Here is a 26786-nt window from a genome sequence, read left to right as displayed (position 1 = left end):
TTACTGCTCATTCCTCATCAGGTAGTAGAAGTAGGCGCAAAGAAGTAATGTTCCACTGATCGCCACCCAAAGTGTATTGTAACCATAATTTTCGGCGATAAAAAACCCTACTGTTGGCCCTACAAGTTGAGCTACTGACCAGCACAGCATATATCCTGCAGCATACAGGCCCCGGTTAAATTCATTGGAGCGGTTCATTACAAACGTGTTGATGAAAGGTAGGGCGAACATTTCTCCAATGGTAAATAAAACAATACATAGAGAGCCTAATGCTATTGGAAGGTTGAAAGGTAATAATAGCACAAGGAAGCAAGCTGCGATAAAGAAAACACCTACAATGATGAAGAATATTGCTGGTCGCTTTTTCTCGATTTTATGAATCATTACCATTTCGAAAAGCGCGATGATAATTCCATTTAGCCCTAAAATCAATCCGATCATAAACTCGTCAATCTTCCATACCTCCTTAAAGAATACTGGAACGACTCTAAATATCACGAGTACACAAATGACGAATATAGTGCTTAGTAATACGAATTTGATAAATACTGGATCTTGCCATGGCTTTCTTACAGTCAGATCTTTGGTTTTTTCTTTAATTGCTTTTCGATAACCTTTAATTTTCGGAAGAAACCATAGGATGCACAGTCCGGCAATGATGCTCACTATTCCATCTACGAAGAATAACATTTTATAATTGTATGATGCGATTAATCCACCCATACTTACGCCGACCGCCCAGCCTATATTAGTGGCAAGACGGTTTAATGAATACGACCTTGTTTCTAACCCCGGCTTTGCATAAGCTGCAATTGCTGCAAAGTTAGCTGGGCGAAACGCCTCGGAGAAAAAACTGATTACAACCGCAAGAATACACAGGATATGAAAATGTGTAACATTGGCGAATATGAGGAAGAATATACCGCTTACTATTGCTGCAACTACCTGTACGGGACGAAACCCGATCACGTCAGTAAGTTTGCCGCCCGCAGCGGAGCCCAAAATTGAGCCCAGGCCAAAAAGTGTAATGATGAGTCCTGCATCAGACGCTGGTCTGTGTAGCGACTGGGTAACAAAAAGCCCCATGAAGGGAACTGCCATATAACCACTTCGGTTAATGAGCATAACGATACTCAGTATCCAGGTTTCACGACTTAATCCAGTAAAAGATTGTTTATAGGTATTGGAGATTTCTTTAAATAACGACATAATAAGTTAGTCCGGCAAAGATAGTAAAGCTTACTATTTAAATCATCTTCAGTTATACCAAAGTCTCCTGAAAGTACAATGCTTAACTTTTTACTAAATGGTGGCTACAATAAACAGACGTGGAAATGGAAGCAATACAGTCCCGTCTTCATATTTGGGATAAGCACCTGCAAGTTCTTGTGTATATTTTTTAAGAAATTCAGCTTGTTCAGCTTCCTCAAGCGCATTTAGATATGGCCGCAAGCCAGTCCCCTTGAACCATTCAACAATAGCCTCATGGCCTCCTGAAAGCGAATGAAAGTAAGTTGTTCTCCAGATGTTTAAAGTTGAAATCTTACTTCTAAGCATCTGGTAGTACCACCCGGCATCTTCTCTGGCAATACGTTTTGAAGCATCCTTTAGTCTTGATGCCCATGTTCCATTTGCCGCTACACTTCTCATTAACACATGTGCAGGTTCGTTAAAATTATCAGGCATCTGGACTGCGAGGGTGCCACCGGGGTTTAATTTCTTTAGCATTGCAGGGAACAAGGCCTGATGGTCAGGAACCCATTGCAATGATGCATTAGCGAAAATAAGGTCGTAATGTCCTTTACCTTCCCACGTGGATATATCAGCAATTTCAAAATGGAAATGTGGTAAACGCTTTTGAGCGGCTTTTATCATATCTGCAGAATTGTCTATTCCTGAAATGTCTTTGATGTTGGGGAAATAGGAAGCTAGTAATTCAGTTGAGTTACCCGGGCCACATCCAATATCTACTACTTTGTTCAACGTTTCTGTAGGGATTTGAGTCAGGAGGTCTGCTATCGGGCGATTTCGTTCCTGCTCGAATTTAGTATATTGAGCGGCAGACCAGTCGCCGTCTCTTTTATGGTCAAATATCTTCATGGGATAGAGCTGGGTTATTACAATTAAAAATAACAATATTGTGTTAAAAAAGTTTCCCCCTTTAGATTTGATTTTTTACTTACATTAGCTGTGAACTTAACGCAGATGCAGAATTACATCCCTTGTTTTTTGTAAAGACCTTTACAAAAAACATAAAAATCAGCTAACGATGACTAAGAAAATTGTTATTTGTGATGACCACATCCTTTTCTCCAGTGGATTAACCGAGTTGTTAAAGAAAAATAACAGCAGTTATGATATCATCAGCTTTAATGAGTCCATTTCTTGTAAGCATCACTTACAGCAGCAGCAAGCCGATATATTTATATGTGATTTAAATATTGATAATATAGATGGTTTTATTTTAATCAATGAGATCCGAAAGGAGTTAAAAGAAACAAAAGTGATTATTCTTACCGCATATTACGAAGATTTTTTAATACAAAAAGCTGAAAAAGCAGGGATTCATGCTTTCTTAAAAAAAGAAACGGAAGCCAAAGAGCTAATATCAGTTATTGAAATGAGTACAGATGCTCCCTTTTACACCAATAAAGAAGTTAAAAGGCCAAGTAATTTGTTTCAGGAAATTGATTTGAGTGTTGCAGGAAAGTTCAAATTGTCTGGTCAGGAGAAGCAGATCATCCGCTTAATTATTGAAGGTAAAACAAGTAAGGAAATTGCTGATAAGCTATTTATTAGTAAAACTACAGTAGATACACACCGGAGAAACATTAACAGAAAGCTGGAAATAGGTAATAGCGCGTCACTGATAAAATTTGCAAATGAAAATAATCTATTTTCTTAGTTTCATTTTAGTTCATGTTTTATCATTTGCGTATGGGCAGGATAAATTAGAGGTTGATGCTAAATATGCGATAGATACCAATTCTTCCTGGAATATTACAACCGTTAAATCAAAAAAACTCCAGTCCTTTGACCAGGGTGAGCAGCTTGATATCGGCTACAATAAAAACAGCTCTGTTTGGTGCCACTTTCGGATAAAAAATACTGATAATAGCAGTCCCGCAAATGCGTGGTTGTCATTTGATAACTGTCATATCGATAGTTTGATCAAGTATGAAGAGATGAAGCCTGTGGTTATCCTTGGAGATCGAACAGCAAACAGAAGTCCCTTTTTAACAGCTCTGGCTTTATCCCTAAAACTTAATCCTGGTGAGGAGAAAGTATTTTATATAAGGGTGAAAAAGGAAATATCTGCATTAACATTTTCTTATCAATTGACTGATGCCGATGCTTTAGCCCGCAAGTCGGATCTAAAAATTGCGGTAGTATCCTTTTTTGTCGGCATAGTTTTTTTGCTTATTCTTTTCAACACGCTTCTGCTGGCCATTTCCCGCAAAAGATTGTTTCTCTATTATATTCTGTACTCGATTTTAAGTATAGTTTATATTTTGATTTCTGCCAATTATGCAAAACATGTGCTATTCCCGGAATTTTTATATTATAGTGAATTCAGGATGTATGCATCATGCCTTTGGATTGTTGCGATATGTGCTTTTCTGTCCAATTATCTTAATCTAAGGAAATATGAGCCTGTAAAATATAAGATCGTCGTGGGGGCTAATACCATGAATATTTTTATTATGGTATTAACACTTATCTTTTTTGCTTTAGATAAAAGAGGTGCATTAAAAATCCCTATGTTAATTGGGTATTTTAATTTTTTGATAGCCATAGTCTTGGTTTACTGGAGTACGATATTACATTTAAAAATTAATAAGCCTGCTGCAATCTATGTTATCATTGCTTTTTTTCCTCAGATTGTATGGGGTGTGTGTTCTATACTGAAATTTTTCAGTTGGATACCTACTGATCTTCACACCGATTGGTTAATGTATATTTGTTTATACGAAGCTTTGCTCTTTGGATATGTACTTACTAAAAATTATATAGATACCTTTCAGAAAAACAATAATCTCATTAAAGAAATCATATTTGAAAAGGAAAGATCCTTGCAGGCAATAACTCAGGTCCAGATTAGGGAGCGTAGGTCCATTGCTAATATTATTCATGATAATTTCGGTAGTAAACTTGCTTATATACTACAATTGATCCAGCTTAAAAACATCAGGCTTGCTGAAGAAAATATCAAGGTGTTAACCAGCGATATCCGGGAAATATCACATAGGATATTGCCTAAATCTTTAGATGAAGGGGCTTTGATATCCAGCTTGAATAGTCAGATTTTTAGTTTGAATACCGGACTTCCAAATGCAAAAATTGACTTGTTTGTCTATGATTTTCCGGAAAAACTGGACGCGGTATGGATATATGATCTTTACCTAATCGCTTTAGAAATTATAAATAATGCTTTGAAGCATGGAGCTGCACAATCTATTATTTTAGAGCTTTACGGATATCCTGATGCTTATGTGTTTCAGTTTAGCGATGACGGTAAGGGCTTTGATTTAAATGAAGTTGTAAAAGGGTTTGGCCTTGAGAATATCGAAAAAAGAGTGAAATATTATAAAGGAGAATTTGAGATCAATAGCAGGCCTGGTGAGGGGACTGTCATTCAGATAACGATCCCTAATCAATAGATAAGCTATGTGTTTTGTTATTTTGCTTTTGACTGTAATGGTCAATAAACCATGTTAATGCTGAATTTCTATTAGTCTGTTCGTAGGCAACCACAACCTCAGTGTTTATTAGTATGTCTTTCAAATCAATGAATCTGACATTTAAGTGTGCGTATTGCTTTTTTAGTGACAAAGGAAGAATGGATACACCAAGGCCAGCCTCTACCAGTTGTAGTATGGAATGAATGTTATTGGCTTCGTGGGTAATGTCGGGCGTAAACTGCATACGTTTGCAGATCTCTATAAGTTTCTCGTTGTAATGGGGAGCAAATTCCTTATTGAAGAATATAAATGGAGTGGTTTTTAAATAGGTTGCAAGCGTTACATCACTATTGAATTCCTGATTATTTAAAGGGGTTACAACTACAAATGGGTCGAAAAATAATGTCTTAATAACTAACTTTTCTGATAGGACAGGAGCTCGTAAAATTCCAATATCCAGTTTTCCTTGTTCAAGGGCTTTTACCTGAGCGATGGTCGGCATTTCAAATAAACCTATTTTTATGAATGGAAATTCTTTGCGCATGTCCTTTAGAATTTCAGCAAGGTCAGATTGATATACAGAACTGATATAGCCTATCTTCAGTTCTCCACTTACACTCAGGTGAATTTGACGTACAATGCTTTTACTTTCTTCAAGTCGTTGGAAGATTCCATCGACTTCATTTTTAAAGTATTTGCCAGCATCGGTTAAAGTTATTCTTTTATTGTTACGCTTAAATAACAATACACCCAGCTCTTCTTCAAGCTCTCTGATTTGTCGGCTTAAGGGAGGTTGTGATATGAAAAGTTTAGCAGCAGCTTTTGTGAAGTGCAATTCTTCAGCGACAGTTTTAAAATACAATAGGTGTCTGATCTCCATATTCTAATACCTTTAAGGTATCAATTATTGATTAAATTGATATTTTTCAAATATGATAAATGCAATTAGCTTTAACAAAAAAAGAACTAATGAAAACAGATTATTCCCAAAAGGCAACTAACGAAGAAATCAGGTTAAGATTTGATAACGATGTTGAACGTTTTTCAAATTTGGAAACAGGTCAGCAGTCCACTATTGATGCGCCTCTTACTATGGAGTTATGTACTGATGCTGCTAGTTATATCAATCCCCATGCGAGAGAATTACTTGATGTTGGTTGTGGGGCTGGTAATTATAGCTTAAACATCTTGAGTAAGATATCAGACTTAAATTGTACGTTGAATGATTTGAGTATGCCTATGTTACAGCGTGCAAAGGAGCGGGTGTCAGTGAAAACAAAAGGTAAAGTGACCATCATGCACTGCGATATGCGTAATCTGGATTTACCCAATAATTATTTTGATATTGTATTGGCTGCTGCGACATTTCATCATTTACGCGATGATGCTGATTGGGAACTTGTTTTTACTAAAATTTACAAGGCGTTAAAACCGGGAGGAAGCTTGTGGATTTCTGATTTAATCACGCATAATTCAGCACCGGTCAACAAACTCTTTGAAGACAAATATAGGGCATATCTTGAAAGTCTGGATGGTCAGACGTACGCACAAAAGGTGTTTGATTACATTGCATATGAGGATACTCCGCGTTCCCTGAATTATCAACTTGCGTTATTGCAGAAAGTTGGGTTTAGAGAAACAGAAATATTGCACAAAAATTCAAACTTCGCTGCATTCGGGGGGATAAAATAACAGATGATTTCGTTAAAAAAGTTAATAGACTGAGGGATTGGTTATTAAGCTTGTTTTTGATTTTGTTGTTTTTTTTATGTTTTAAAAATTTGTAAACTTTTTGTAATGTTTAAAAAGTTAATATATTGATGATTAGATATTTGTTGTTATATTTTTGAAACTTTGTAAAGTTGGTGTTTGTGTTGGGTTTTCAAATAAGTATCTTTGTGATCTAATATTTACTTAAAGAAACACTATATATTATGAAAGCCGAAACCCTGGAAAAAGCCCAAATCACTTATACTTCTGACGAAGCCTATCGTAAATCTCTTGACTATTTTCAGGGGGATGATCTTGCGGCGCGGGTATGGGTAAATAAGTATGCATTGAAAGACTCAGCTGGTATAATTTACGAAGGTACACCTGATGATATGCACCGTAGAATTGCAAGCGAGCTTGCGCGCATAGAACAAAGATATCCTAATCCTTTAACAGAAATTGAAGTATTTGAGCTGATCAGGAATTTTAAGTATATCATTCCTCAGGGAAGCCCTATGACGGGTATTGGAAATCCACATCAGATCGCGTCTCTTTCCAACTGTTTTGTGATCGGTAATGAGGGGGATTCAGACTCATATGGTGGGATCATGAAAATTGATCAGGAGCAGGTACAGTTAATGAAAAGACGTGGGGGCGTGGGGCATGACCTTTCACATATCCGCCCTAAGGGATCTCCGGTGAAAAATTCGGCTTTAACTTCTACCGGTATAGTTCCTTTCATGGAGCGTTATTCAAATTCCACACGAGAAGTAGCACAAGATGGTAGAAGAGGGGCCCTGATGCTTTCAGTAGCGATTAAACATCCGGATTCAGAAGATTTCATTGATGCGAAAATGGAGCAGGGGAAAGTAACTGGTGCAAATGTTTCTGTGCGAATTGACGATGCATTCATGAATGCTGTTGCTTCGGGTGAATCTTATCAGCAACAGTATCCAATAAACAGTAGTAATCCTCTTTATAAAAAAAATATAGATCCGGCACAGTTATGGAAGAAGATTGTTCATAATGCGTGGCGTTCTGCAGAGCCAGGTATTTTGTTCTGGGATACTATTATTAGAGATTCTGTGCCAGATTGTTATGCAGATCTTGGTTATCAAACGGTTTCGACGAATCCTTGTGGCGAGATTCCATTGTGCCCTTACGATTCATGCCGCTTACTGGCGATTAACCTCTTCTCGTATGTAGAAAAGCCGTTTACTTCAGAGGCTTTCTTCAATTGGGAGTTGTTTAAACAACATATCCATGCCGCACAGCGTATGATGGATGATATCATCGACCTGGAATTGGAAAAAATAGATGCCATCTTAGAGAAGATTGTTGAAGATCCTGAAGGGGAGGAAATTAAGCGTACTGAGATGAATCTATGGTTAAACATTCAAACCAAAGCTAAAGAAGGAAGAAGAACAGGTATTGGTATTACTGCTGAAGGCGATATGCTTGCGGCAATGGGACTGCGTTATGGTAGTGATGAAGGTACCGCATTTGCTGTAGAAATCCACAAAACTATTGCGCTTGAAGCTTACCGTTCGTCAGTGATTACGGCGAAAGAAAGAGGTGCCTTTACTATATTTGATGCTAAGCGCGAAGAAAATAATCCATTTATTCAGCGTCTTAAAACTGCAGATCCTGGTTTGTATAATGATATGATGGAATATGGCCGACGTAATATCGCCTTGTTAACTATCGCTCCAACAGGAACAACCAGTCTAATGTCGCAAACCAGCTCGGGTATAGAGCCTGTGTTTATGCCGGTATACAAAAGAAGAAGAAAGGTAAATCCTAACGATAAAGATGCACGTGTAGACTTCGTAGATGAAGTAGGAGATTCATGGGAAGAATATGTGGTTTTTCACCCTCGTTTCAAACAATGGATGGAAGTAAATGGCCATGATCTTACCAAAAACTACGCACAGAAAGAACTTGATAAGCTTGTTGAACTTTCGCCATATTATAAATCTACCTCAAACGATGTTGATTATTTGAAAAAGGTTAAGATGCAGGGCGAAATCCAAAAGTGGATTGATCACTCCATTAGTGTAACCATCAACATGCCATCGGACGTAACCGAAGAACTGGTTGGTGAAGTTTACATGGAGGCTTGGAAATCAGGATGTAAAGGGGTTACAGTTTACAGAGATGGTTCACGTTCGGGAGTACTCATTTCTAATGATAAGCCAGAATCTGAAGAGACGCAAACTGAAGGCCATCAGGTTTTTTCAACTAAAAGACCTCAGGTATTGGAAGCTGATGTAGTTCGTTTCCAGAATAGTAAAGATAAATGGATTGCCTTTATTGGTCTCATTGACGGAAAACCGTACGAGATTTTTACTGGTTTTGTAGACGATGAAGACGGTATATTGTTACCTAGATGGGTAAATGATGGTGCAATCATTAAAAGTCGTGAAGCAGACGGTAGCTCAAGATATGACTTCCAGTATAAAAACAAACGCGGTCATAAAACAACCATCGAGGGACTATCCCATAAATTTAATCCCGAGTACTGGAATTATGCCAAGTTGATATCAAGCACATTGAGACATGGAATGCCTATTGAAAAGGTAGTGGACCTGATCAATAGTCTGCAGCTTGATGAAGCGATAAATACCTGGAAAAATGGGGTAGCCAGAGCATTGAAACGCTATGTGCCTGATGGAACTGAAGCACGTAAGCAACATTGTCAGAATTGTAATTCCACTAATTTACATTATCAGGAAGGTTGTTTGACTTGTTCGGATTGTGGTTCATCCAAATGCGGTTAAACTCTGGAACGTAAATTCCCAAAAGTATAGGGAAAGAAATTGCAAAAGAGTCTCCTCATCTTTATGATGAGGCAGATTCTTTTGTTTTACGTTTAAAAAGTGGTTTTTCTATATTTTAACAACCATTTTGCCTTCATTCTTGCCTTCGAATAAGTCAATGAAGGCTTGAGGGATCTGGTCAAAGCCATGTACAATAGTTTCGGTATAAGTCAATTTTCCTTCCTGTAACCAGATGCTTAGTTGTTTAATTGCTTCCGGAAACTTTGCAGCGTAGTTAGATACTACAAAGCCTTGCATTAGTATACTACTTTTTACCAGTGTTGTTTGGATCCTGGGTCCCATAGGCACCTCTGTCTCATTGTACACTGAAATAGCTCCACATACCGGTACACGAGCTAATTGATTTACATTTGCCAATACTGCATCAGAAATCTCTCCACCCACATTGTCAAAATAGATGTCAACGCCATTAGGTGCAGCAGTCGCAATAGCTGATTGCATATCCGTAGTTGTTTTGTAGTTGATGGCTACATCAAAACCAAATTTAGATGTCAGCATTTTGGTTTTTTCATCAGAACCTGCTAGTCCGATTACCCGGCATCCCAAAATCTTGCCAATCTGTCCTACGACACTGCCTACGGCACCTGCGGCGCCTGAAACTACAAGCGTTTCACCTGCTTTCGGTTTACCAATCTCCATTAAGCCTAGATATGCAGTTAATCCGGTCAAACCTAATATGCCTAAATAAGCAGACAAAGGGATTGCGCTACTGTTTACCTTCATAAGGCCATTTCCATCTGAAACTTGTAGTTCCTTCCAGCTCAAAATCCCGGAAACATGGTCGCCAACTTTGAAATCAGGATTTTTGGATTCAATTACCTCGGCAACAATGCCCGATTGAATGGGTTCATTTAAGTTAAACGGTGGAATGTAAGATTTTGCACTACTCATTCTACCTCTTAGGTAGGGGTCTACAGATACGTAAAGTGTTTTTAACAGCACTTGTCCGTTCATTGCAACGGGGAGCTCTTCTTCTATAAATTTGAAGTCGTCTGCCGTAGGTTTGCCTACCGGGCGTTTATTTAACAAAATTACTTTATTCATTTTAAAGGGATTTTTTTTCCATTGCTTCTAGGTGTTGTCCAATCTCATTTACCAGATTTTGATCCATATCGTCTTCTGATTTCCATTTAAGGCTGGTATTTGAAACGACTGGATAAATATGGCCTAGGCGTTCTCCGTTTATGTAGACAATAAAGTCCTGTGCTTTGGGATGTTCAATTCTTATTGCATGGGGTTCGCCGTCTATTTCAAGAGTAAACTCATAAGGGTTGAGGTCTTTTTCCATAACGCTAAAGTTTGTGTATGGAGAACAGAATTGATGTGATTTTGTTTTTGTTGTCTTTGGAAGTTATTTCCCGAAACTTTTAGTCGCTATGATATTGAAGTTTACGAGAATAATGATCTAATGGCGGATTTCTATAAGTACATGAAATAACAAGTTGGCAAAACTCCTTCGACTCCAAACACAAAAGCCGAACTTTTTTAGTTCGGCTTTTGTGCTGTGTGCCCGAGACGGGGTAGATTTAAGTTTAATTACTACTTTAAATCGAACCTATCCAGATTCATCACCTTATTCCATACTGATACAAAGTCTTTTACAAATTTGCCTTCAGCGCCTTTACTTCCGTATACTTCAGCAACAGCTCTTAATTCTGCATTAGAACCAAAAACTAAATCTGCACGCCTGGCTGTCCATTTTACCTCCCCGGTGTTACGGTCACGACCTTCATAAAGTTCTTTGTCTTCAGATACAGCTTTCCATACAATACCCATATCCAGAAGATTTACAAAAAAGTCGTTACTGAGTACACTTGGGCGCGAGGTGAAAATACCATGTTTAGAGCCGTCGAAATTAGTATCTAATGCACGCATGCCGCCCACTAAAACAGTTAGTTCAGGTGCTGTGAGTGTAAGTAAATGCGCTTTATCAATTAGTAATTCTTCGGTAGACACGGGGATTTTTGATTTGCGATAGTTACGGAAGCCATCGGCAAGTGGCTCCAGGTAACCAAACGATTCTACGTCAGTTTGTTCTTGTGACGCATCCATGCGACCAGGGCTAAAAGGAACAGTAGTGGCATGACCTGCGTCACTGGCCGCTTTTTCAACACCGGCACAACCTGCCAGCACGATTAAATCAGCAAGGGAAACTTTTTTACCATTTGACTGAGCCGCATTAAATTCTTTTTGAATGCTTTCCAGTGTATCCAATGTTTTTTGCAATTGTGGCGAATTGTTCACTTGCCAGTATTTTTGAGGGGCAAGTCGAATACGGGCGCCATTGGCACCGCCACGTTTGTCAGTACCGCGGAAGGTAGAGGCGGATGCCCATGCTGTTGAAACAAGATCTGATACACTTAAACCAGAGGCTAGTACTTTAGCTTTTAATGCTGTAATATCATTTTCAGCTATTAGTACATGATCAACTGCAGGAATAGGGTCTTGCCATAATAATTCTTCCTGTGGAACCTCAGGTCCGAGATAACGCTCACGAGGCCCCATATCTCTATGGGTTAATTTAAACCATGCACGTGCAAAAGCATCTGCAAACTCATCAGGGTTTTCGAAGAAGCGTCGCGAAATCTTTCCGTAAGCCTGATCAAACCTTAAAGAAAGATCTGTAGTCAACATTGTTGGACGATGCTTTTTCGAGCCATCAAAGGCATCAGGAATAAAAGCTTCAGCATCTTTAGCTACCCATTGATGTGCACCCGCCGGGCTTTTAGTAAGCTCCCATTCAAAGCCAAATAGATTCTCAAAAAAGTTGTTGCTCCATTGGGTCGGTGTTTTGGTCCATATAACCTCCAGTCCACTGGTGATCGCATCGGCACCTTTGCCAGAACCATAACTGCTATTCCAGCCTAATCCCTGCATTTCCAGGTCTACAGCTTCCGGCTCTTTGCCAACATGATCAGCAGAAGCAGCACCGTGAGTCTTACCAAAACTATGACCGCCAGCTATTAGTGCTACAGTTTCTTCGTCATCCATAGCCATTCGGCCAAATGTATCGCGGATATCTTTAGCCGCAGCAATAGGATCAGGGTTTCCATCAGGCCCTTCCGGATTGACATAAATCAATCCCATTTGTACAGCAGCAAGTGGTTTTTCCAGGTTTCGGGAATGGGTGTTGCCGTCTGCATCATCGTCAGATACCAATACACCCTGGCCTTCCACACCTTGTGATCCATGCGCATAACGGAGGTCGCCACCCAACCAGGTGTTTTCTGCTCCCCAGTATACGGATTCATCTGCTTCCCATGCATCTTCGCGCCCGCCTGCAAAGCCAAAGGTTTTAAAGCCCATTGATTCCAAAGCTACGTTACCTGCAAGGATCATGAGATCTGCCCATGAAATATTGTTGCCATATTTTTGTTTAATCGGCCAAAGCAATCTTCGCGCTTTATCTAAACTTACGTTGTCCGGCCAACTGTTAAGCGGTGCAAAACGTTGCAGTCCTGCTCCGGCACCGCCACGTCCGTCGCCAACACGGTATGTCCCCGCACTATGCCATGCCATTCGTATGAACAAACCGCCGTAATGACCAAAGTCTGCTGGCCACCAGTCCTGCGAGTCGGTCATGAGTGCATTAAGATCTTGTTTTACAGCTGAAAGGTCAAGGCTTTTGAAAGCTTCAGCATAATTGAAATCTTCAGCGAGAGGATTTGATAAAGAGGAGTGTTGACGAAGAATATTCAGCTTTAACTGATTTGGCCACCAATCGCGGTTTCGGGTGCCACCACCGCCAACATTGTGTTTCATGCTGCCATTATGAAAGGGGCATTTGCTGATGTCATTAGAATCTCTTTCCATATTTAAATTAATTTATATTGAACATTTATACTAGTGCCTCGATAATTATAAAGCATTATAAATTTAAGGTATTGGATCAAATAATCACAATCAATTAAATCTATGTTACATAGTTAAAAGCTATTAAGATAATTTCAGTTTGAGCCATATATCTGTTCCGTTGGACAAATGCAGACTTTATAGGACTAAGTAAGACTCCGGCCTTTGTGTTCCAGTTTTTTGTGAAAATTTTCCTTAGTTTCGATCTTACTAATGGCTGTTCATCGCTGTAAAAGAAGCATTAGGGCCATAGCCGGGCACTGCATTGGTCCAGGTTTGGTCTGGTACATGTAGGTACATTGTAGGTACCTCAGCCGTACATTGCAGGTGCCTCGTAGGTGTAGCCTCTTCCAAGGTAGGGCTGAGCTACGAATGATGTTGGCATCATCCTCCAGGGCGTGTCTAATCGTTATATATTTTTTATTCTGTATAGTGTTGATAGTCAGTAGTTAATGCTGTATTTTTGGCTTCCTGGTATGTCCAGCTAATCAATTTTCGAATCACCTCTTCAATTCTCGCTTGTTCCGATGGATTTTTAATGTCGATTTCGCAAAAAGGGCCTCCGGTACCATTTGAATGAAGTATCATATAATATATTCCCCCAAGAATAATTGCATAAGTGGCCCTAAAGTCAGCATCACTCTTTTCAAAGAATGAATCTATCATTTTGAATAAGTCGCTGCCAAGCTTTTCTCTTAATGCTGTAACTTCTTTCATGATATTGGTCTTTTCACTTATTTCCCAGATGAGTATCTTTTGCATTTCAGTTTCTGCTGAGAGGTACCTAAACAGGTTATGAAACATTTTAATTGAAAGTTCTTTCCCTTGATCAGTATCAAAAGTTGGAGTATCTTCTATATTATCGGGAGGAAATAAAATCCAATAATCCTTTTGTTTAACATAAATTTCGATGAGGTTTTCGACACTGCCAAAATATCTATAAATCAGTTTTTTACTGACATCTGCTGTGTCTGCAATTCGATTAACACCCAGTTTAGTATATCCGTGAACACGAATAATTTCTCCGACAGCATGAATCAGTTTTAATTTAGTGCGCTCCTTATTGCGAATTTCACCTTCAGGTATTTTACGGGCCATTTTTCTCAGAAAATATAAGCCGTTAAAATTAACGATATGCTTTTACGTTGTTTGTAAAATTTATACAGACAGTTGTAATTATTTATTTTATTATGTCACCACTAAAAGAGATTTTGATTGTTAACATTGTCGAAAATTAGTAATAGATGTGTTTATTTTAACACTATTAGGGAATAACGGATACACACTTAAAGGTAATTTTTTACGCAAACCTTTTATTGTAAACTATAATTTATTGATCCTTTAGTGTCGATATATTTAATATCGGCATTAAGGATCACGCTCTTAGTTCGAAGATGTTAAAATGAGATTTTGTAATAAACTATGTCGATTTTTTTCATTAAACCCAGCCCTACAGTTTGTAGGGCGTTTTTATTAGCTCATTTTGTCTATTTATTCTGCTATTTTGGCAAGACGCGAACGGGTGTCATTTATTTTGGTAGATTTAATCTGAACCAAAACTTAAAATGACATCTTATCTTGCTTTTAGTGATCATGAGCTGGTTTCTTTACTAAAAAAAGGGAATGAAACTGCTTTCACCGAAATTTATAACAGATACTGGCGGATTATGTACAGCCACGTTTATAAAATGCTGCTAGATGAAGAGGAAGCTAAAGATGTAATTCAGGAACTGTTTAGTTCGTTATGGATAAAGTCCAAAAATATTCCCGACAATTTAAATTTACCCGGGTACCTTTATACAGCTGCCCGAAATAGAGTATTAAACCTGATCAGGAACAATAAATATCAAAATGCTTATTTAACTTCTTTAGCCAAATATGTAGACGAGGCCTGTACGGTAACGCTTGACGAATTGAATGAGCGTGACCTGGCAGCGGCAATTGAACGGGAAATTCAAAGTCTGCCGCCGAGAATGAAACAAGTATTTGAATTAAGCCGCAAAGAAAACCTGTCTTATAAAGAGATTGCAGCGCGTTTGGGAACTTCTGATGAAACAGTCAAAAAACAAATTCATAAGTCCATGAAAATGATAAAAATGAATCTGAAGGAAACGGGTGGGGCAGCGGTATTGCTGCTTACCTTTTTGCGTTAACATCATAATATTTAGATTTTTTTTCAGTCTCGATACCCCCTCGACTTCTTTCATGTGTTTTATTAAAAGGGTACATAGTCCCTGCCAAATACTAAACCGTATGAACAAGCAAGAAGCACAGAAACTTATCGATAGATATAATGAGCATACTGCAAGCCCGGAGGAACGGGCATGGGTTGAACATTGGTATTTAAATGAAGCTTCCGGGAGGAGTTTGTCAGATGCGCAGGACTTTGAACATTTAAATGATGAAATCTGGATGGGGACCCTGCAACGTGCAGGTATTTCTAAAAGAAGGAAACTTTCTAAAATATGGCCCATTCTTTCTGCTGCAGTGTTATTTCTCACTATAGGAATCTGCATATATTTCTATAACACGCAAAATAAACCGGTTAAGCGTCAGGGTAAGCAGTATGTACAGGATGTAAATCCTGGTGGCAATAAGGCTATTCTCACGCTTGCAAATGGGGAAAAGGTTGTTTTAACAGATGCAAATACGCTTAAGATTGCGGAACAGGCCGGTATAAGTATCACTAAAACGGCTGATGGACAGTTAATCTATACAATGGATAAGTCGAAAGGACAAATTACAGACGGTAAGTTAGTCTATAATACGATTGAGACACCAAAGGGCGGTCAGTATCAGATCAATTTGCCAGATGGCACCAAGGTTTGGCTAAATGCTGCATCATCTCTGAAATATCCAGTTCAGTTCGCAGCAAAAGAAAGAAGAGTGGAGTTAAAAGGAGAAGGCTATTTTGAAGTATCTTCCGATAAAGAGAGGCCTTTCAAAGTAATCGCCAATAAACAGGAAACAGAAGTTTTAGGTACTCACTTTAACATCAATGCTTATGCCGATGAGCATAGCATTAAGACTACGTTATTGGAAGGCAAGGTAAAGGTTAGCCAGCATAATCAATCCGTGATACTTAAGCCAGGACAGCAATCTACGCTCAAGCAAGATAAATTTGATGTAGGTACGGCAGATCTGGATTTGGCTGTAGCCTGGAAAAATGGATATTTTATGTTTAAGAACGCAAGTCTCCAGGCGCTGCTACTTGAATTATCCAGGTGGTATGATGTGGAAGTAAAATATGAAGGTGATATTCCGGCAACCCTATTTACAGGCAAAGTACATCGTAATACAACTCTGGCCCAGGCATTGGAGTTACTCAGTTTTTCAGAAATCAATTTTAAAATAGAAGGGAAGAAAATTAGCATTATCCCTCATCCTTAAGACTAAAACAGCAATCCTAACCAAATTAAATCTAAACAAATGAAAAGACCAAATGAACCAGGCTGAGTACTGACAATGGGCTGAAAAGAAAAAACCGCAGAAGTAGGTCGAAGTACTTCTACGGCAAGTATCTGAGTTAGCCCCGATTTCTGAAAATCAGGAATGAAAAACCAATTGATAACTAATTCTCGTTTTAACCCAAACATTCAAAAGTATGAAAATAAATGCTTTTAACATAGCTATGCCCAAAACGCGGCTACCACAAAAAATACTACTAGTAATGAAGTTAACTACTTTTCTGATGATGATAAGCCTGATGTATGTGCATGCAAAAGGATATGGTCAAATCAATCTGAATGAACGACATACTACTTTAGATAAAGTTCTTCGGTTGATTGAAAAACAAACTGATTATGTGTTTCTGGTGAAGAATTATGATGTAAGCAATCTCAATATTTCTATCCAGGTTAAGAATAAGACAATTAATGAAACGTTGAGTAAGTGTTTTGAAGATCTTCCATTAACTTTTAAAATCATTGGCAAAAACATAGCCATTATAGAAAGGGAAAAGGAAGTTCCCAATTTGCTGAATAGCCGGGCAAGTGCGTTTATTACCATTAGTGGTAAAGTGGTTGACATAAAAGGTAAACCGGTTCCAGGTGTGAACGTAATGGTAAAAGGTATAGCAGGCAAGGGTTCTACAACTGATGGCGAGGGTAAATTCTCTATCGTCGCCAGACAGGGGGATATTCTGGTTTTTTCTTTTATAGGCTTTAAAAAGAAAGAAGTTGAAGTAGGGAACAATACGGTAGTAGATGTTACGTTGGAAGAGGAACCTGAGCAACTGGACGCGGTAGTGGTAGTCGGTTACGGATCCGTAAAAAAAACAGATCTAACAGGATCTGTGTCCTCCATCGGTGCAGATAAGGTTACGCAAGTGAAAGCTATATCAAATGTTGCGCAAAGCTTGCAGGGGCAGATGGCCGGAGTACGTGTGAATCAAGGCTCAGGGCAGCCTGGTGAAGGGATGTTGATTTCCATCAGGGGGACAAACTCCATTGGTGGTGGCAACGCACCTTTGTACGTGATAGACGGGATCCTTTCTCAAGGTATATCCGCCCAGGTAAATGTGGATGATATCGCTTCTATTGATGTATTAAAGGATGCTTCTTCTACAGCCATTTATGGCTCGAGAGGGGCGAATGGGGTAATCATCATTACAACCAAAAGCGGAAAAATTGGTGGAAATGGTAAAGTGAAGGTGGATTATAATGGATATTATGGTTTTCAGAACCTGAGAAAAAGAAAAGACTTAATTGATGCTTCAGAATTTGCACAATTGCAAAATGAAGTCGCTGCGAATGATGGTGAGCCATTACCTTATACAGCTGAACAAGTTAAGGCTTTTGGTAAGGGAACGGATTGGCAAGCGCTTGTGTATAAAACCGCACCTGTTCAAAATCATACACTGTCTTTTTCCGGGGGATCTGAAAATACAAAGTACTATACATCCCTTGGTTATTTTGATCAGGATGGAATTATTGAAAATTCAAATTACCGCAGGTTGTCATCCAGACTTAACCTGGAGCATAAACTAAACGAGAAACTACGATTTGTAGCTAATTTATCAGTAGTGCAAGACAGATATTTAAGGGCAAACTATCAGGGAGCTGATTTTGGAGGCGTACCTTTTCAGACGATGGTAATGCCGGCCACGCAAGGCGTGTATGATGCTAATGGGAAATATACTGTTTTTACTGGAGTAAGCTGGGGACAAACTAACCCCGTTGGAGTGGCAAAAGAACAATATAACCCTAGCAATACGCTACGTATCCTTGGAAATGCTGCTTTTACTTATGAAATCATTAAAGGCTTGAATTTTAAAACAAGCGCAAGTGTTGATGCAAACAGCAACAAAGCCGATGTGTACAATCCACCAAGTATTACATTTGGTCAGCCTGCCGGAAATGCCTCAAAAACTTATGGTAATACTTCTTCTTTTGTAAATGAGAATACCCTAAACTATAACCATACTTTTGGAGACCACCATTTCGATGCATTGGCAGGTATCACTTATCAATTTGATAAAAGCGAAGGTTTATATAGTGGCTTGGCCAGGGGATTTGTGACCAACGATTATCAGAACAACAACATTCAGGCTGCTACCGTTAAGGGACAACCTGAGACTTCCTATGGCGACAGAAATCTTATTTCTTATCTGGGTAGGTTGAATTACAATTATAAAGGAAAGTATTTTGCGACATTTACCAGCAGATACGACGGCTCTTCAGTTTTTGGTGAAAATAATAAGTTCGGTTTTTTCCCTTCCGGCGCACTGGCCTGGAAAATATCTGAAGAAGATTTCCTGAAAAATAACGCGACAGTTTCTGATTTAAAAATACGGGCCAGCTACGGTGCATCCGGTAATCAGGCTATAGAACCCTATCAAACGCTTGCCCGTGTTGGTAGTGTGAACCCTATTTTTGACAATAAACCTATACTTGGTTATGTTTTGGGCACATTACCTAACAAAGATTTGAAATGGGAGACAACTACTGAGTTTGATCTGGGGTTTGATCTGGGCTTGTTAAATAACAGGATACAATTTACTGCAGATTATTATCGTAAAGAAACTAAAGACCTTTTGCTAAATGTAACACTACCGCCGTCATCAGGCTTTAGCTCGGTTTTACAAAATGTAGGCTCGGTACAGAACCGTGGTTTTGAGTTCCAGTTATCCTCTAAAAATATTGAAGGGGAAGATTTTAAATGGTCCTCAGTCCTGACTTTTTCACACAATAAGAATAAAGTGGTCGATTTAGGAAAAGCAGCTAATGGGAACCCAATCAGTTATAAAGAAGTTGGGGCGGGTGGTAACTGGTTTCCGATGATTATTGGCAGACCTATGTTTTCATTTTATGGTCAAACCGTTACCGGGGTTTATCAGAATGACGAAGAGGCCATTGCAAATGGCGAAGTGCAAAAAAGAGCTGGGGAATATAGATTTTTAGATTACAATCAGGATGGAGTGGTTGATGATTCGGATAAACATGTACTCGCTAACCTAACGCCTAAATTTACTTTTGGTTTTAATAATACGTTCAGCTATAAGAATTTTGATTTGTCCCTTCTTTTTGTCGGATCTTTTGGTAACGACATTGTAAACGAATTTAGAAAATATAATCTTGCACTGAACGGATTGTGGACAACTAGCCAGGAAGCATTTAACGAACGTTGGAAAGGGCCTGGAACCAGTAATACAGGAGACAAACCTTCGAAGAATAGTATGCAGTATACCCGAGATTATGCCAATAGTTTATGGGTTGAAAATGGATCGTACTTAAAACTTAGGGATATTACCTTAGGCTATACGTTTGCTCCGAAATTACTTAAATCACTTAAAATTTCGTCTGTATATGTATTTGCAAGTGCCCAGAACTACTTTACCCTAACAAATTATTCCGGTTATGACCCGGAAGTTTCCTGGTCTTCATCTTCTGTAAATGGATGGGATAGGGGGAACTATCCTTCTACAAAATCAATTACCACGGGCGTTAAGGTTAATTTTTAATCATAAAAAGAATAGATTATGAAACGATATATTATTTTTTCTTTATTTAGCTTGGTAGTCCTGTCATTTGGTATTACAGGATGTAAAAAAGCATTGGATGAAAATCCGAAAACATTTATTCCACCAAACAAATTTTTCACTAATCCAGAGAGCTATGAGCTAGCTGTTGTAGGTGTTTATTCGCGCTTGCCATTATATTCAGGTAACACAGCGATGTTGCTGGAAATGTGTACTGATATTTACGGTCAGCCATCCTCTGCTTTCGAACAGGCACTCCCTATGTATCAAAATGCCCCGACGGCATTCTACTACAATACCAGAGAGAGCTGGTCAGGAGCTTACTCTATCATTAAGAATGCAAATTTCATTATTGAAGAACTGCCTAAGGGGCCTTTAGCTGACGATAAGAAAAATCAGTTGATGGCAGAAGCCCGTTTCCTGAGAGCTTATGCTTATTTTCATTTGGTGCAATTGTATGGAGATGTTCCCATGCCTGTTAAACCTGCAGCGGATTATACAAGTCTTCAGATGCCCCGTACTCCCCAGGCAGAAGTATATAAATTGATACTGGATGATCTGAATTTCGCTGAAACTAATCTTCCTGATGTAGCCCCAATGCAAGGAAGGGTATATAAAATAGTTTCAACGGCTTTGCTGGCTAAAGTATACCTGACTATGGCTGGTCACCCCCTTAAACAAACCCAGTTTTATGTAAATGCCAGAGATAAGGCCCTTGCGGTAATTAATTCTCCAAAGTTTCATTTGGTATCAGACTTTGCAGAGGTTTTTCATAAAACAACTTATACCACTGAATCTATATGGGAAAAACTCTATGACCCAGCCTTAGGTGGTAATCCGGTACATTCGATTACACTAACAGCAGCAACTTACAATCCATTACTGGTTCCTGCGGATTGGTTTATCAATAGCTTCCCAAAAGGAGACCGCAGAAAAGAATGGGGGATTGTAGAGAATTATCCAGGTCCTGGTAACACAAAGCTGAATACCTTTTTTTACAAATTCGCCGATGCATCTGGAGTGGCCAGCGGTGTGAATTCTTCAGGCGCAATTGTAGGTTATACTCTTCCGTATTTAAGGTTGGCTGAAATGTACTTAATTGCAGCAGAAGCAGAAAATGAGGCAGTAGGCCCGGCAAATGCTTATCAATATATCAATGAAATAAGGAAAAGAGCACGTGTTAATAAAGCAGATGCGACAAATGTGCCTGACTTGACCGGCTTAACACCTGGACAATTTCGTGAAGCGGTATTGATGGAAAGGAAATGGGAGTTATCTTTGGAAGGAAGCTCCTGGTTTGACTTAAAAAGAACCAATAGTTTTCAACGGATACAAACTTTAAGAGGTACAGGTTTAGTTAATCCAATTGGACTTTATAATCAAACCTGGTTAATCCCGGATACAGAAGTAGAAAATAATGACATTCCCCAAAATCCATTATATAAATAATTTTTTTAACTTAAATGAATCTATGATACGATTTCGAACGATTTTATCCTCCTGTCTGGTCTCTTTATTTTTTAGCACGACAGGTTTCGCAAAAGACCTCTACGTTTCGGCTAAAGGAAACGACCGTAATCCCGGTAGTAAGGAAAAGCCTTTTGCAACATTGAAGAAGGCCCAAATGGCAGTCCGGTCCCTTAAGGGCGCTGTAGTCGTGTATGTACGTGGTGGTACTTACTATCTTGCTGAGCCAATAATTTTTACAGCGCAGGATTCGCGGGTAAAAGGATCAGAGGTTACTTATAAGGCCTACCCGAAAGAAAAGGTACGCATAAGTGGTGCCGTGCAACTGCCTTTGAGATGGGAAAGCTACCGTGGTGGAATGGTGAGAGCTAAAGTTGATCGTGATGTTCAATTCGATCAATTATTTGTTGATGGACATCAGCAGCGCATGGCCAGGTATCCAAACTATAATCCCGAGGTCAGGTTTTTTGGTGGTCATGCTGCGGATGCGATTAGTCCGGAGCGAGTTAAAAGCTGGGCCCATCCTGAAGGTGGGTTTGTACATGCGCTCCATAAACATGAATGGGGAGGATATCAGTATTTGATCTCAGGAAAAGACGATCAGGGCGTTTTAAAACTTGAAGGTGGATTTCAAAATAACCGCCAGATGGGAATGCATGATAAATATCGTTTCGTGGAGAATGTTTTTGAAGAGCTGGATACTGTAGGGGAATGGTACTTTAATAAGGGGGAAAAAATGCTTTATTACTATCCCACAAAGAAAGATAATTTAACTAAAGCATCAATAGAAGTACCTCAATTAAAATCACTTTTTGAATTTCGTGGAACTGCAACACATCCGGTTAGAAACATCCGTATTGAAGGTATCGAGCTTAGTCATACTTTGAGGACTTTTATGGAGACTAAAGAACCTTTGTTGCGGAGCGACTGGGCTATTTACCGTGGTGGTGCAGTGGTTATGGAAGGTGCGGAAAATTGTGTTATCAAAGATTGCTTTCTGAATACAGTTGGCGGAAATGGCGTCTTCATGAGTAATTACAACAGGAATAACCAGGTCTCTGGTTGCCATATCGCATATGCCGGGGCAAGTGGTGTTTGCTTCGTCGGTGACCCTAAAGCTGTACGGTCACCTAGTTTTGAATACAATGAATTTGTTCCATTAAATCAGATGGACACAGTCAGGGGACCAAAAACAAATAATTATCCTGCAAACTGTACTGTAGAGAATACCCTGATGTATGGGCTAGGTCAGGTTGAAAAGCAAATAGCAGGTGTGGAAATTTCTATGTCTATGGACATAAAGGTTAGTCACAATACAATATATGACGTGCCAAGGGCCGGCATCAATGTAAGTGAAGGTACCTGGGGCGGGCATCTGATTGAATACAATGATGTATTTAATACGGTGCTGGAGTCTGGCGATCACGGTGCGTTCAATTCCTGGGGACGTGATCGTTTTTGGCATCCTGATTATAATGCGATGGAAAATATTGCTAAAAACCTACCTGATTTGATTACTGCTGATGTTGTTAAAACAATTACCATCCGTAACAACCGCTTCCGTTGTGATCATGGTTGGGATATAGATTTAGATGATGGTTCGAGCAATTACCGTATTTATAATAATGTTTGTCTGAATGGTGGATTAAAGCTTAGAGAAGGCTTTTTCAGGACGGTGGAGAATAACATAATGATCAACAACTCTTTTCATCCCCACGTATGGTTTAAGAACAGTGGTGATGTGTTTAAACACAATATTGTAACGAGGAATTATTTTCCTATTAGGGTGAATGATTGGGGTAAGGAAGTTGATTATAATCTTTTTCCTGACAAGGAAGCCCTTAATGAAGCGCAAAAAGCCGGTACTGACAAACATTCGGTCTTTGGTTCTGCCGCGTTTATAGATCCTACTATCGGCGATTATCGTGTAAAGCCAGGATCTTTAGCAATCAAAGTTGGCTTTAAAAATTTCCCGATGGATAATTTTGGTGTGGTTTCTCCAGTGTTGAAGGCGAAAGCAAAAAAAGTAAGTATACCAGCATTTAAAGGAGAAATGAAAACGGAGGAGCAGGGCAGCTTTGAATTTTTAGGTGCGAAAGTAAAAAACTTAAATACGCTGGGCGAACGCTCTGCAACCGGAATGGCAAGTGAAACTGGTGTATTGGTTTTGGACGTACCTGAGAAGAGTATCCTTAGGGGGATTGTCTATCCAAATGACGTGATCCTCAAATTAAATGAATTGCCTGTAAAGAATGTGAAGGAGCTGTTGAACATAAAAATGGGACTGCAGTTTCATTCAAAAGCGGCCATGGAGGTATTCAGGGCCCAATCTGCTAAAAAAATAGAGGTACCATTGAAATAGGTTTACTTTAAATTGCCGGGGAATATTGTTTTTTCCGGCAATAATTTTGTAAAATCAGATATTAAACGAATAAAATATCATTTATTTGTGCTAAATTTAGGTGTGAATCCCTAAAGCTAATACTCATGGAACCTTATGAGATTACAATTTCTGGAAAAAAACTAACAGTAGTTCCCCTTGATGACGGTACTTATAGCATACTAGATGGTGCCAGGCGTATTGCAAGCTTATGGCTTGATATAACTGCTGCAGGTATTTGCTGGGCAGCTGAAAAAATTTCCCTTCAGGTGGCGGAACAAATTGGCACGTTAATCAATGCACACGAGTATTGATTAATGCGAATTAATGACAAATTGAATATCAGCTTATAAAAATAAGCTTTAGCTTTGTTGTACCCAATAAATTTATGAAAGCAATTGTTATAAGCAAGTTTGGAACTGCCGAAGAGCTACAACTGATGGAGGTTCTGAAACCTACCCCTAATGATGATCAGGTTTTAATCAGGATTATGGCCGCAGGCTTAAATCCTGTTGACACAAAAATCCGGTCTGGAGCTCATGTGTCTTGTAAAAGCCTTCAGCTGCCTGCAATTCTGGGTAAGGATATGAGCGGAATTATTGAGTCAGCAGGCAGAAATGTACAGGGTTTTAAGCCTGGTGATGCTGTCTTTGGATGCATAAATAACACTTATGCAGAATATGTAGCTGCCAGCCCCGATGTAATTGTTAAAAAACCGGAAAATATATCATTTAATGAGGCAGCTGCAATTTCTTTAGCGGGATTAACTGCTTATCAGGCTATTCATGATCATTTAAAAGTTGAGCCGGGACAAAGGGTCTTAATACAATCTGCTGCGGGGGGAGTGGGACATCTTGCAGTACAATTTGCAAAGCTCAATGGAGCTTTTGTATATGGAACCGCTTCTCAAAAAAATACAAGCTTTTTAACAGATTTGGGTGTAGACGTGCCGATTGATTATAAAACGATAAAATTTGAAGAAGTAGCCAAGGATCTTGATGTGGTAATGGATACGATGGGCGGAGAAGTACTGTATCGTTCCATAGGTTGTGTTAAGCGAGGAGGGAAAGTGCTTTGTTTGCCTTCGTCAACAAAAGACGATCCTAAGGCCATTGCTTTGGCTAAAGAAAGGAATGTCGAATTGATCTGGTCGATGATGCATCCCGAAAAGAAAACCCTGCAATTGTTTGCAAATCTGCTGGAAGAAGGAAAGCTAAAAGTAAAAGTTGAAAAAGCTTTCCCACTGAATGATGTCATCCAGGCACATCAGGCGGTAGAATCTCATGGAGTCAGCGGGAAAGTTGTTATTCAGGTATCGGTCTGATTTTGAAAATCAGGTTACTTTACACGTTCTACGTATTCGCCGGTACGGGTATCTACTTTTATTTTATCACCTTGGTTAACAAATAAAGGTACTTTCAATTCAATGCCATTTTCGGTCGTAACAGATTTCAGTGCACCTGAAGAAGTATCTCCTTTAACTGCCGGTTCTGCATAAGTGATTTCCAATTCTACGAAGTTTGGTGCCTGTGCCATAATTGGCTCTTCACTTTCAATAGAAACGATTACGTCCATGCCTTCTTTTAAGAATTTAGCCGCCGGACCAAATAATACTTTAGGGATATTGAACTGATCGAAGGTAACATTGTCCATTACTACGAAATAATCACCTTCCTCATATAAATATTGATAGTCATTAGTTTCTACGCGGCAAATTTCAACCTGCTCGTCGGTACCTAACCTTGCTTCAACAATTTTTCCAGTTTTAATGTTGCGAAATTTACCTAAATAGAAAGCGCCGCCTTTACCCGGGGTACGGTGTAAGATTTCGGTAACAGTTACCAATTCGCCGTTAAATCGTAAAATATTTCCTGTTTTAATTTCAGATGCCTTTGCCATAAAAATATAGTTGTAAAATTTGAGCCCAAAGATATACGCTTTTTGCATATTTTTTTATGATTTTATGAATACTGAAACTATATTAGTAGAATGAAACCAAATCCTAAATCCTTAATTTTATTGGGCACGGCCCTTATTTTATCTTCATTTGTTCTATTTTCTGGCTTTAAGGCTTCTGAGCCTCCATCGACTATTAAATGGACCCAATTATTTAACGGGAAGAACCTGAAAGGCTGGGAGCCTAAAATAAGATATCATGATTTTAAGGAGAATTATGGGAATACATTTCGTGTTCAGAATGGAAACATCGAAGTAAGATACGATCAATATTCAGGAGGTAAGTTTAGTGAACAATTTGGGCATTTGTTTTTCAATAAGCCATATTCGCACTATCTGATTGGTGTTGAATACCGTTTTGTAGGTGAGCAGTTGAAAGACGGACCAGGATGGGCGTATCGCAATAGCGGAATTATGATCCATGGTCAGGATCCTTTGACGATGAAGAAAGATCAGGATTTTCCTAATTCAATAGAAGTGCAGTTATTAGGTGGTGCAGGTAACGGTGAGCGTTCGACAGCCAACCTTTGTACACCAGGAACCCAGTTTGTTAAAAATGGCAAAGTGATTAAAAATCACTGTATTGAATCAAGCTCTAAAACATTTAATGGTGAACAATGGGTACGAGTAGAAGTGCTGGTATTGGGCGATTCTCTAATTGTACATTATGTAAACGGAGAAGAGGTATTACGTTACGAAAGACCTCAGCTTGATCCCGTAGGAAATGCTGCAGAAGGTGAATTGATAAAAAGTGGAAGTATTTCGTTGCAAAGTGAAAGTCATCCTATTGATTTTCGTAAAGTGGAGATCATCAACCTTGAAAAATACGCTAAGGACCCAGCGAAATTAAAGAAAGTAGTAGATGAATTGATGTCCGAAAAACGCGTAGCAAAGCAATAATTGTTTATCAATACTGCATT

At 39.0% G+C, this 26786-nt stretch carries 20 protein-coding genes; 12 read left to right on the top strand and 8 right to left on the bottom strand.

Annotated elements, in window-relative coordinates:
* Positions 1–1209 carry an MFS transporter gene (locus R2Q84_RS01215; protein ID WP_316814694.1) on the bottom strand — a complete coding sequence of 403 codons (1209 nt, stop codon included), beginning with the start codon at positions 1207–1209 and terminating at the stop codon, positions 1–3.
* 93 nt (positions 1210–1302) lie between these two features.
* Positions 1303–2100 carry a trans-aconitate 2-methyltransferase gene (tam, locus tag R2Q84_RS01210; protein WP_316814693.1) on the bottom strand — a complete coding sequence of 266 codons (798 nt, stop codon included), beginning with the start codon at positions 2098–2100 and terminating at the stop codon, positions 1303–1305.
* A gap of 169 nt (positions 2101–2269) precedes the next feature.
* On the opposite strand from tam, the gene R2Q84_RS01205 reads away from it, so the two are divergent.
* Both R2Q84_RS01205 and R2Q84_RS01200 read left to right on the top strand, forming a co-directional pair.
* The gene (locus R2Q84_RS01205; RefSeq protein ID WP_316814692.1) at positions 2270–2905 is read left to right on the top strand and encodes a response regulator transcription factor; all 636 of its coding nucleotides are present in this window, start codon (positions 2270–2272) and stop codon (positions 2903–2905) included.
* Positions 2883–4661 (top strand): 7TM diverse intracellular signaling domain-containing protein, encoded by a 1779-nt coding sequence (locus R2Q84_RS01200; RefSeq protein ID WP_316814691.1) that lies wholly within the window; start codon positions 2883–2885, stop codon positions 4659–4661. The genes R2Q84_RS01205 and R2Q84_RS01200 overlap by 23 nt, the downstream gene beginning before the upstream one ends.
* On the opposite strand, the gene R2Q84_RS01195 is transcribed toward R2Q84_RS01200, so the two are convergent.
* The gene (locus tag R2Q84_RS01195) at positions 4651–5562 is read right to left on the bottom strand and encodes a LysR family transcriptional regulator (protein WP_316814690.1); all 912 of its coding nucleotides are present in this window, start codon (positions 5560–5562) and stop codon (positions 4651–4653) included. The two genes, R2Q84_RS01200 and R2Q84_RS01195, sit on opposite strands and share 11 nt — an antisense overlap.
* 89 nt (positions 5563–5651) lie before the next feature.
* On the opposite strand from R2Q84_RS01195, the gene R2Q84_RS01190 reads away from it, so the two are divergent.
* Both R2Q84_RS01190 and R2Q84_RS01185 read left to right on the top strand, forming a co-directional pair.
* A complete protein-coding gene (locus R2Q84_RS01190) occupies positions 5652–6374 on the top strand; it encodes a class I SAM-dependent methyltransferase (protein ID WP_316814689.1) in 723 nt (240 codons plus the stop codon).
* A 242-nt stretch (positions 6375–6616) separates the two neighbouring features.
* Positions 6617–9172 (top strand): adenosylcobalamin-dependent ribonucleoside-diphosphate reductase, encoded by a 2556-nt coding sequence (locus R2Q84_RS01185; RefSeq protein WP_316814688.1) that lies wholly within the window; start codon positions 6617–6619, stop codon positions 9170–9172.
* Positions 9173–9280: 108 nt separating this feature from the next.
* On the opposite strand, the gene R2Q84_RS01180 is transcribed toward R2Q84_RS01185, so the two are convergent.
* From R2Q84_RS01180 to R2Q84_RS01165, 4 genes are all read right to left on the bottom strand, one after another.
* Complete coding sequence (locus R2Q84_RS01180; RefSeq protein ID WP_316814687.1) at positions 9281–10276, bottom strand: NADP-dependent oxidoreductase; 996 nt, start codon at positions 10274–10276, stop codon at positions 9281–9283.
* Between the two features lies 1 nt (position 10277).
* Positions 10278–10520 (bottom strand): hypothetical protein, encoded by a 243-nt coding sequence (locus tag R2Q84_RS01175; protein WP_316814686.1) that lies wholly within the window; start codon positions 10518–10520, stop codon positions 10278–10280.
* 251 nt (positions 10521–10771) lie between these two features.
* Entirely contained in the window at positions 10772–13045 is a 2274-nt protein-coding gene (katG, locus tag R2Q84_RS01170; RefSeq protein ID WP_316814685.1) for a catalase/peroxidase HPI, read from the bottom strand.
* A 459-nt stretch (positions 13046–13504) separates the two neighbouring features.
* Positions 13505–14182, bottom strand: coding sequence for a TetR/AcrR family transcriptional regulator (locus R2Q84_RS01165; RefSeq protein WP_316814684.1), 678 nt, complete (start codon positions 14180–14182; stop codon positions 13505–13507).
* Positions 14183–14649: 467 nt separating this feature from the next.
* Here R2Q84_RS01165 and R2Q84_RS01160 point away from each other — a divergent pair, with 467 nt between their 5' ends.
* The 7 genes from R2Q84_RS01160 (at position 14650) to R2Q84_RS01130 (ending at position 25234) form a co-directional block, all read left to right on the top strand.
* Positions 14650–15237 (top strand): RNA polymerase sigma-70 factor, encoded by a 588-nt coding sequence (locus R2Q84_RS01160; RefSeq protein ID WP_316814683.1) that lies wholly within the window; start codon positions 14650–14652, stop codon positions 15235–15237.
* A 100-nt stretch (positions 15238–15337) separates the two neighbouring features.
* Positions 15338–16474: a FecR family protein gene (locus R2Q84_RS01155; protein ID WP_316814682.1), complete on the top strand. Its 1137-nt coding sequence runs from the start codon at positions 15338–15340 to the stop codon at positions 16472–16474.
* A gap of 280 nt (positions 16475–16754) precedes the next feature.
* A complete protein-coding gene (locus tag R2Q84_RS01150; RefSeq protein WP_316814681.1) occupies positions 16755–20045 on the top strand; it encodes a TonB-dependent receptor in 3291 nt (1096 codons plus the stop codon).
* Positions 20046–20063: 18 nt separating this feature from the next.
* The gene (locus tag R2Q84_RS01145) at positions 20064–21512 is read left to right on the top strand and encodes a RagB/SusD family nutrient uptake outer membrane protein (protein ID WP_316814680.1); all 1449 of its coding nucleotides are present in this window, start codon (positions 20064–20066) and stop codon (positions 21510–21512) included.
* A gap of 22 nt (positions 21513–21534) precedes the next feature.
* Positions 21535–23892 carry a right-handed parallel beta-helix repeat-containing protein gene (locus R2Q84_RS01140; protein WP_316814679.1) on the top strand — a complete coding sequence of 786 codons (2358 nt, stop codon included), beginning with the start codon at positions 21535–21537 and terminating at the stop codon, positions 23890–23892.
* 125 nt (positions 23893–24017) lie between these two features.
* Positions 24018–24224, top strand: a complete 207-nt coding sequence (locus tag R2Q84_RS01135) for a hypothetical protein (RefSeq protein ID WP_316814678.1) — start codon at positions 24018–24020, stop codon at positions 24222–24224.
* 74 nt (positions 24225–24298) lie between these two features.
* Positions 24299–25234: an NADP-dependent oxidoreductase gene (locus R2Q84_RS01130; RefSeq protein ID WP_316814677.1), complete on the top strand. Its 936-nt coding sequence runs from the start codon at positions 24299–24301 to the stop codon at positions 25232–25234.
* 14 nt (positions 25235–25248) lie between these two features.
* Here R2Q84_RS01130 and efp read toward each other — a convergent pair whose 3' ends face one another.
* Positions 25249–25809 carry an elongation factor P gene (efp, locus tag R2Q84_RS01125; RefSeq protein ID WP_316814676.1) on the bottom strand — a complete coding sequence of 187 codons (561 nt, stop codon included), beginning with the start codon at positions 25807–25809 and terminating at the stop codon, positions 25249–25251.
* A 90-nt stretch (positions 25810–25899) separates the two neighbouring features.
* On the opposite strand from efp, the gene R2Q84_RS01120 reads away from it, so the two are divergent.
* Positions 25900–26766 (top strand): DUF1080 domain-containing protein, encoded by an 867-nt coding sequence (locus tag R2Q84_RS01120; protein ID WP_316814675.1) that lies wholly within the window; start codon positions 25900–25902, stop codon positions 26764–26766.
* The last annotated feature ends 20 nt before the right edge of the window (positions 26767–26786 follow it).

It is taken from the genome of Pedobacter nyackensis (genome assembly GCF_032678475.1).
In the GTDB taxonomy this organism is placed as follows: domain Bacteria; phylum Bacteroidota; class Bacteroidia; order Sphingobacteriales; family Sphingobacteriaceae; genus Pedobacter; species Pedobacter nyackensis_A.
The sequence above is the reverse complement of the archived record's forward strand: the minus strand, read 5'-3'. Positions and strand labels throughout refer to the sequence as shown.

Coding starts and splice junctions, on each gene's coding strand:
- R2Q84_RS01180 (WP_316814687.1), bottom strand. CDS start 10,276: ATGAATAAAGTAATTTTGTTAAATAAACGCCCGGTAGGCAAACCTACG.
- katG (WP_316814685.1), bottom strand. CDS start 13,045: ATGGAAAGAGATTCTAATGACATCAGCAAATGCCCCTTTCATAATGGC.
- R2Q84_RS01155 (WP_316814682.1), top strand. CDS start 15,338: ATGAACAAGCAAGAAGCACAGAAACTTATCGATAGATATAATGAGCAT.
- R2Q84_RS01130 (WP_316814677.1), top strand. CDS start 24,299: ATGAAAGCAATTGTTATAAGCAAGTTTGGAACTGCCGAAGAGCTACAA.
- R2Q84_RS01185 (WP_316814688.1), top strand. CDS start 6,617: ATGAAAGCCGAAACCCTGGAAAAAGCCCAAATCACTTATACTTCTGAC.
- R2Q84_RS01195 (WP_316814690.1), bottom strand. CDS start 5,562: ATGGAGATCAGACACCTATTGTATTTTAAAACTGTCGCTGAAGAATTG.
- R2Q84_RS01140 (WP_316814679.1), top strand. CDS start 21,535: ATGATACGATTTCGAACGATTTTATCCTCCTGTCTGGTCTCTTTATTT.
- R2Q84_RS01165 (WP_316814684.1), bottom strand. CDS start 14,182: ATGGCCCGTAAAATACCTGAAGGTGAAATTCGCAATAAGGAGCGCACT.
- R2Q84_RS01160 (WP_316814683.1), top strand. CDS start 14,650: ATGACATCTTATCTTGCTTTTAGTGATCATGAGCTGGTTTCTTTACTA.
- R2Q84_RS01215 (WP_316814694.1), bottom strand. CDS start 1,209: ATGTCGTTATTTAAAGAAATCTCCAATACCTATAAACAATCTTTTACT.
- efp (WP_316814676.1), bottom strand. CDS start 25,809: ATGGCAAAGGCATCTGAAATTAAAACAGGAAATATTTTACGATTTAAC.
- R2Q84_RS01200 (WP_316814691.1), top strand. CDS start 2,883: ATGAAAATAATCTATTTTCTTAGTTTCATTTTAGTTCATGTTTTATCA.
- R2Q84_RS01205 (WP_316814692.1), top strand. CDS start 2,270: ATGACTAAGAAAATTGTTATTTGTGATGACCACATCCTTTTCTCCAGT.
- R2Q84_RS01135 (WP_316814678.1), top strand. CDS start 24,018: ATGGAACCTTATGAGATTACAATTTCTGGAAAAAAACTAACAGTAGTT.
- R2Q84_RS01150 (WP_316814681.1), top strand. CDS start 16,755: ATGAAGTTAACTACTTTTCTGATGATGATAAGCCTGATGTATGTGCAT.
- R2Q84_RS01175 (WP_316814686.1), bottom strand. CDS start 10,520: ATGGAAAAAGACCTCAACCCTTATGAGTTTACTCTTGAAATAGACGGC.
- R2Q84_RS01145 (WP_316814680.1), top strand. CDS start 20,064: ATGAAACGATATATTATTTTTTCTTTATTTAGCTTGGTAGTCCTGTCA.
- R2Q84_RS01120 (WP_316814675.1), top strand. CDS start 25,900: ATGAAACCAAATCCTAAATCCTTAATTTTATTGGGCACGGCCCTTATT.
- R2Q84_RS01190 (WP_316814689.1), top strand. CDS start 5,652: ATGAAAACAGATTATTCCCAAAAGGCAACTAACGAAGAAATCAGGTTA.
- tam (WP_316814693.1), bottom strand. CDS start 2,100: ATGAAGATATTTGACCATAAAAGAGACGGCGACTGGTCTGCCGCTCAA.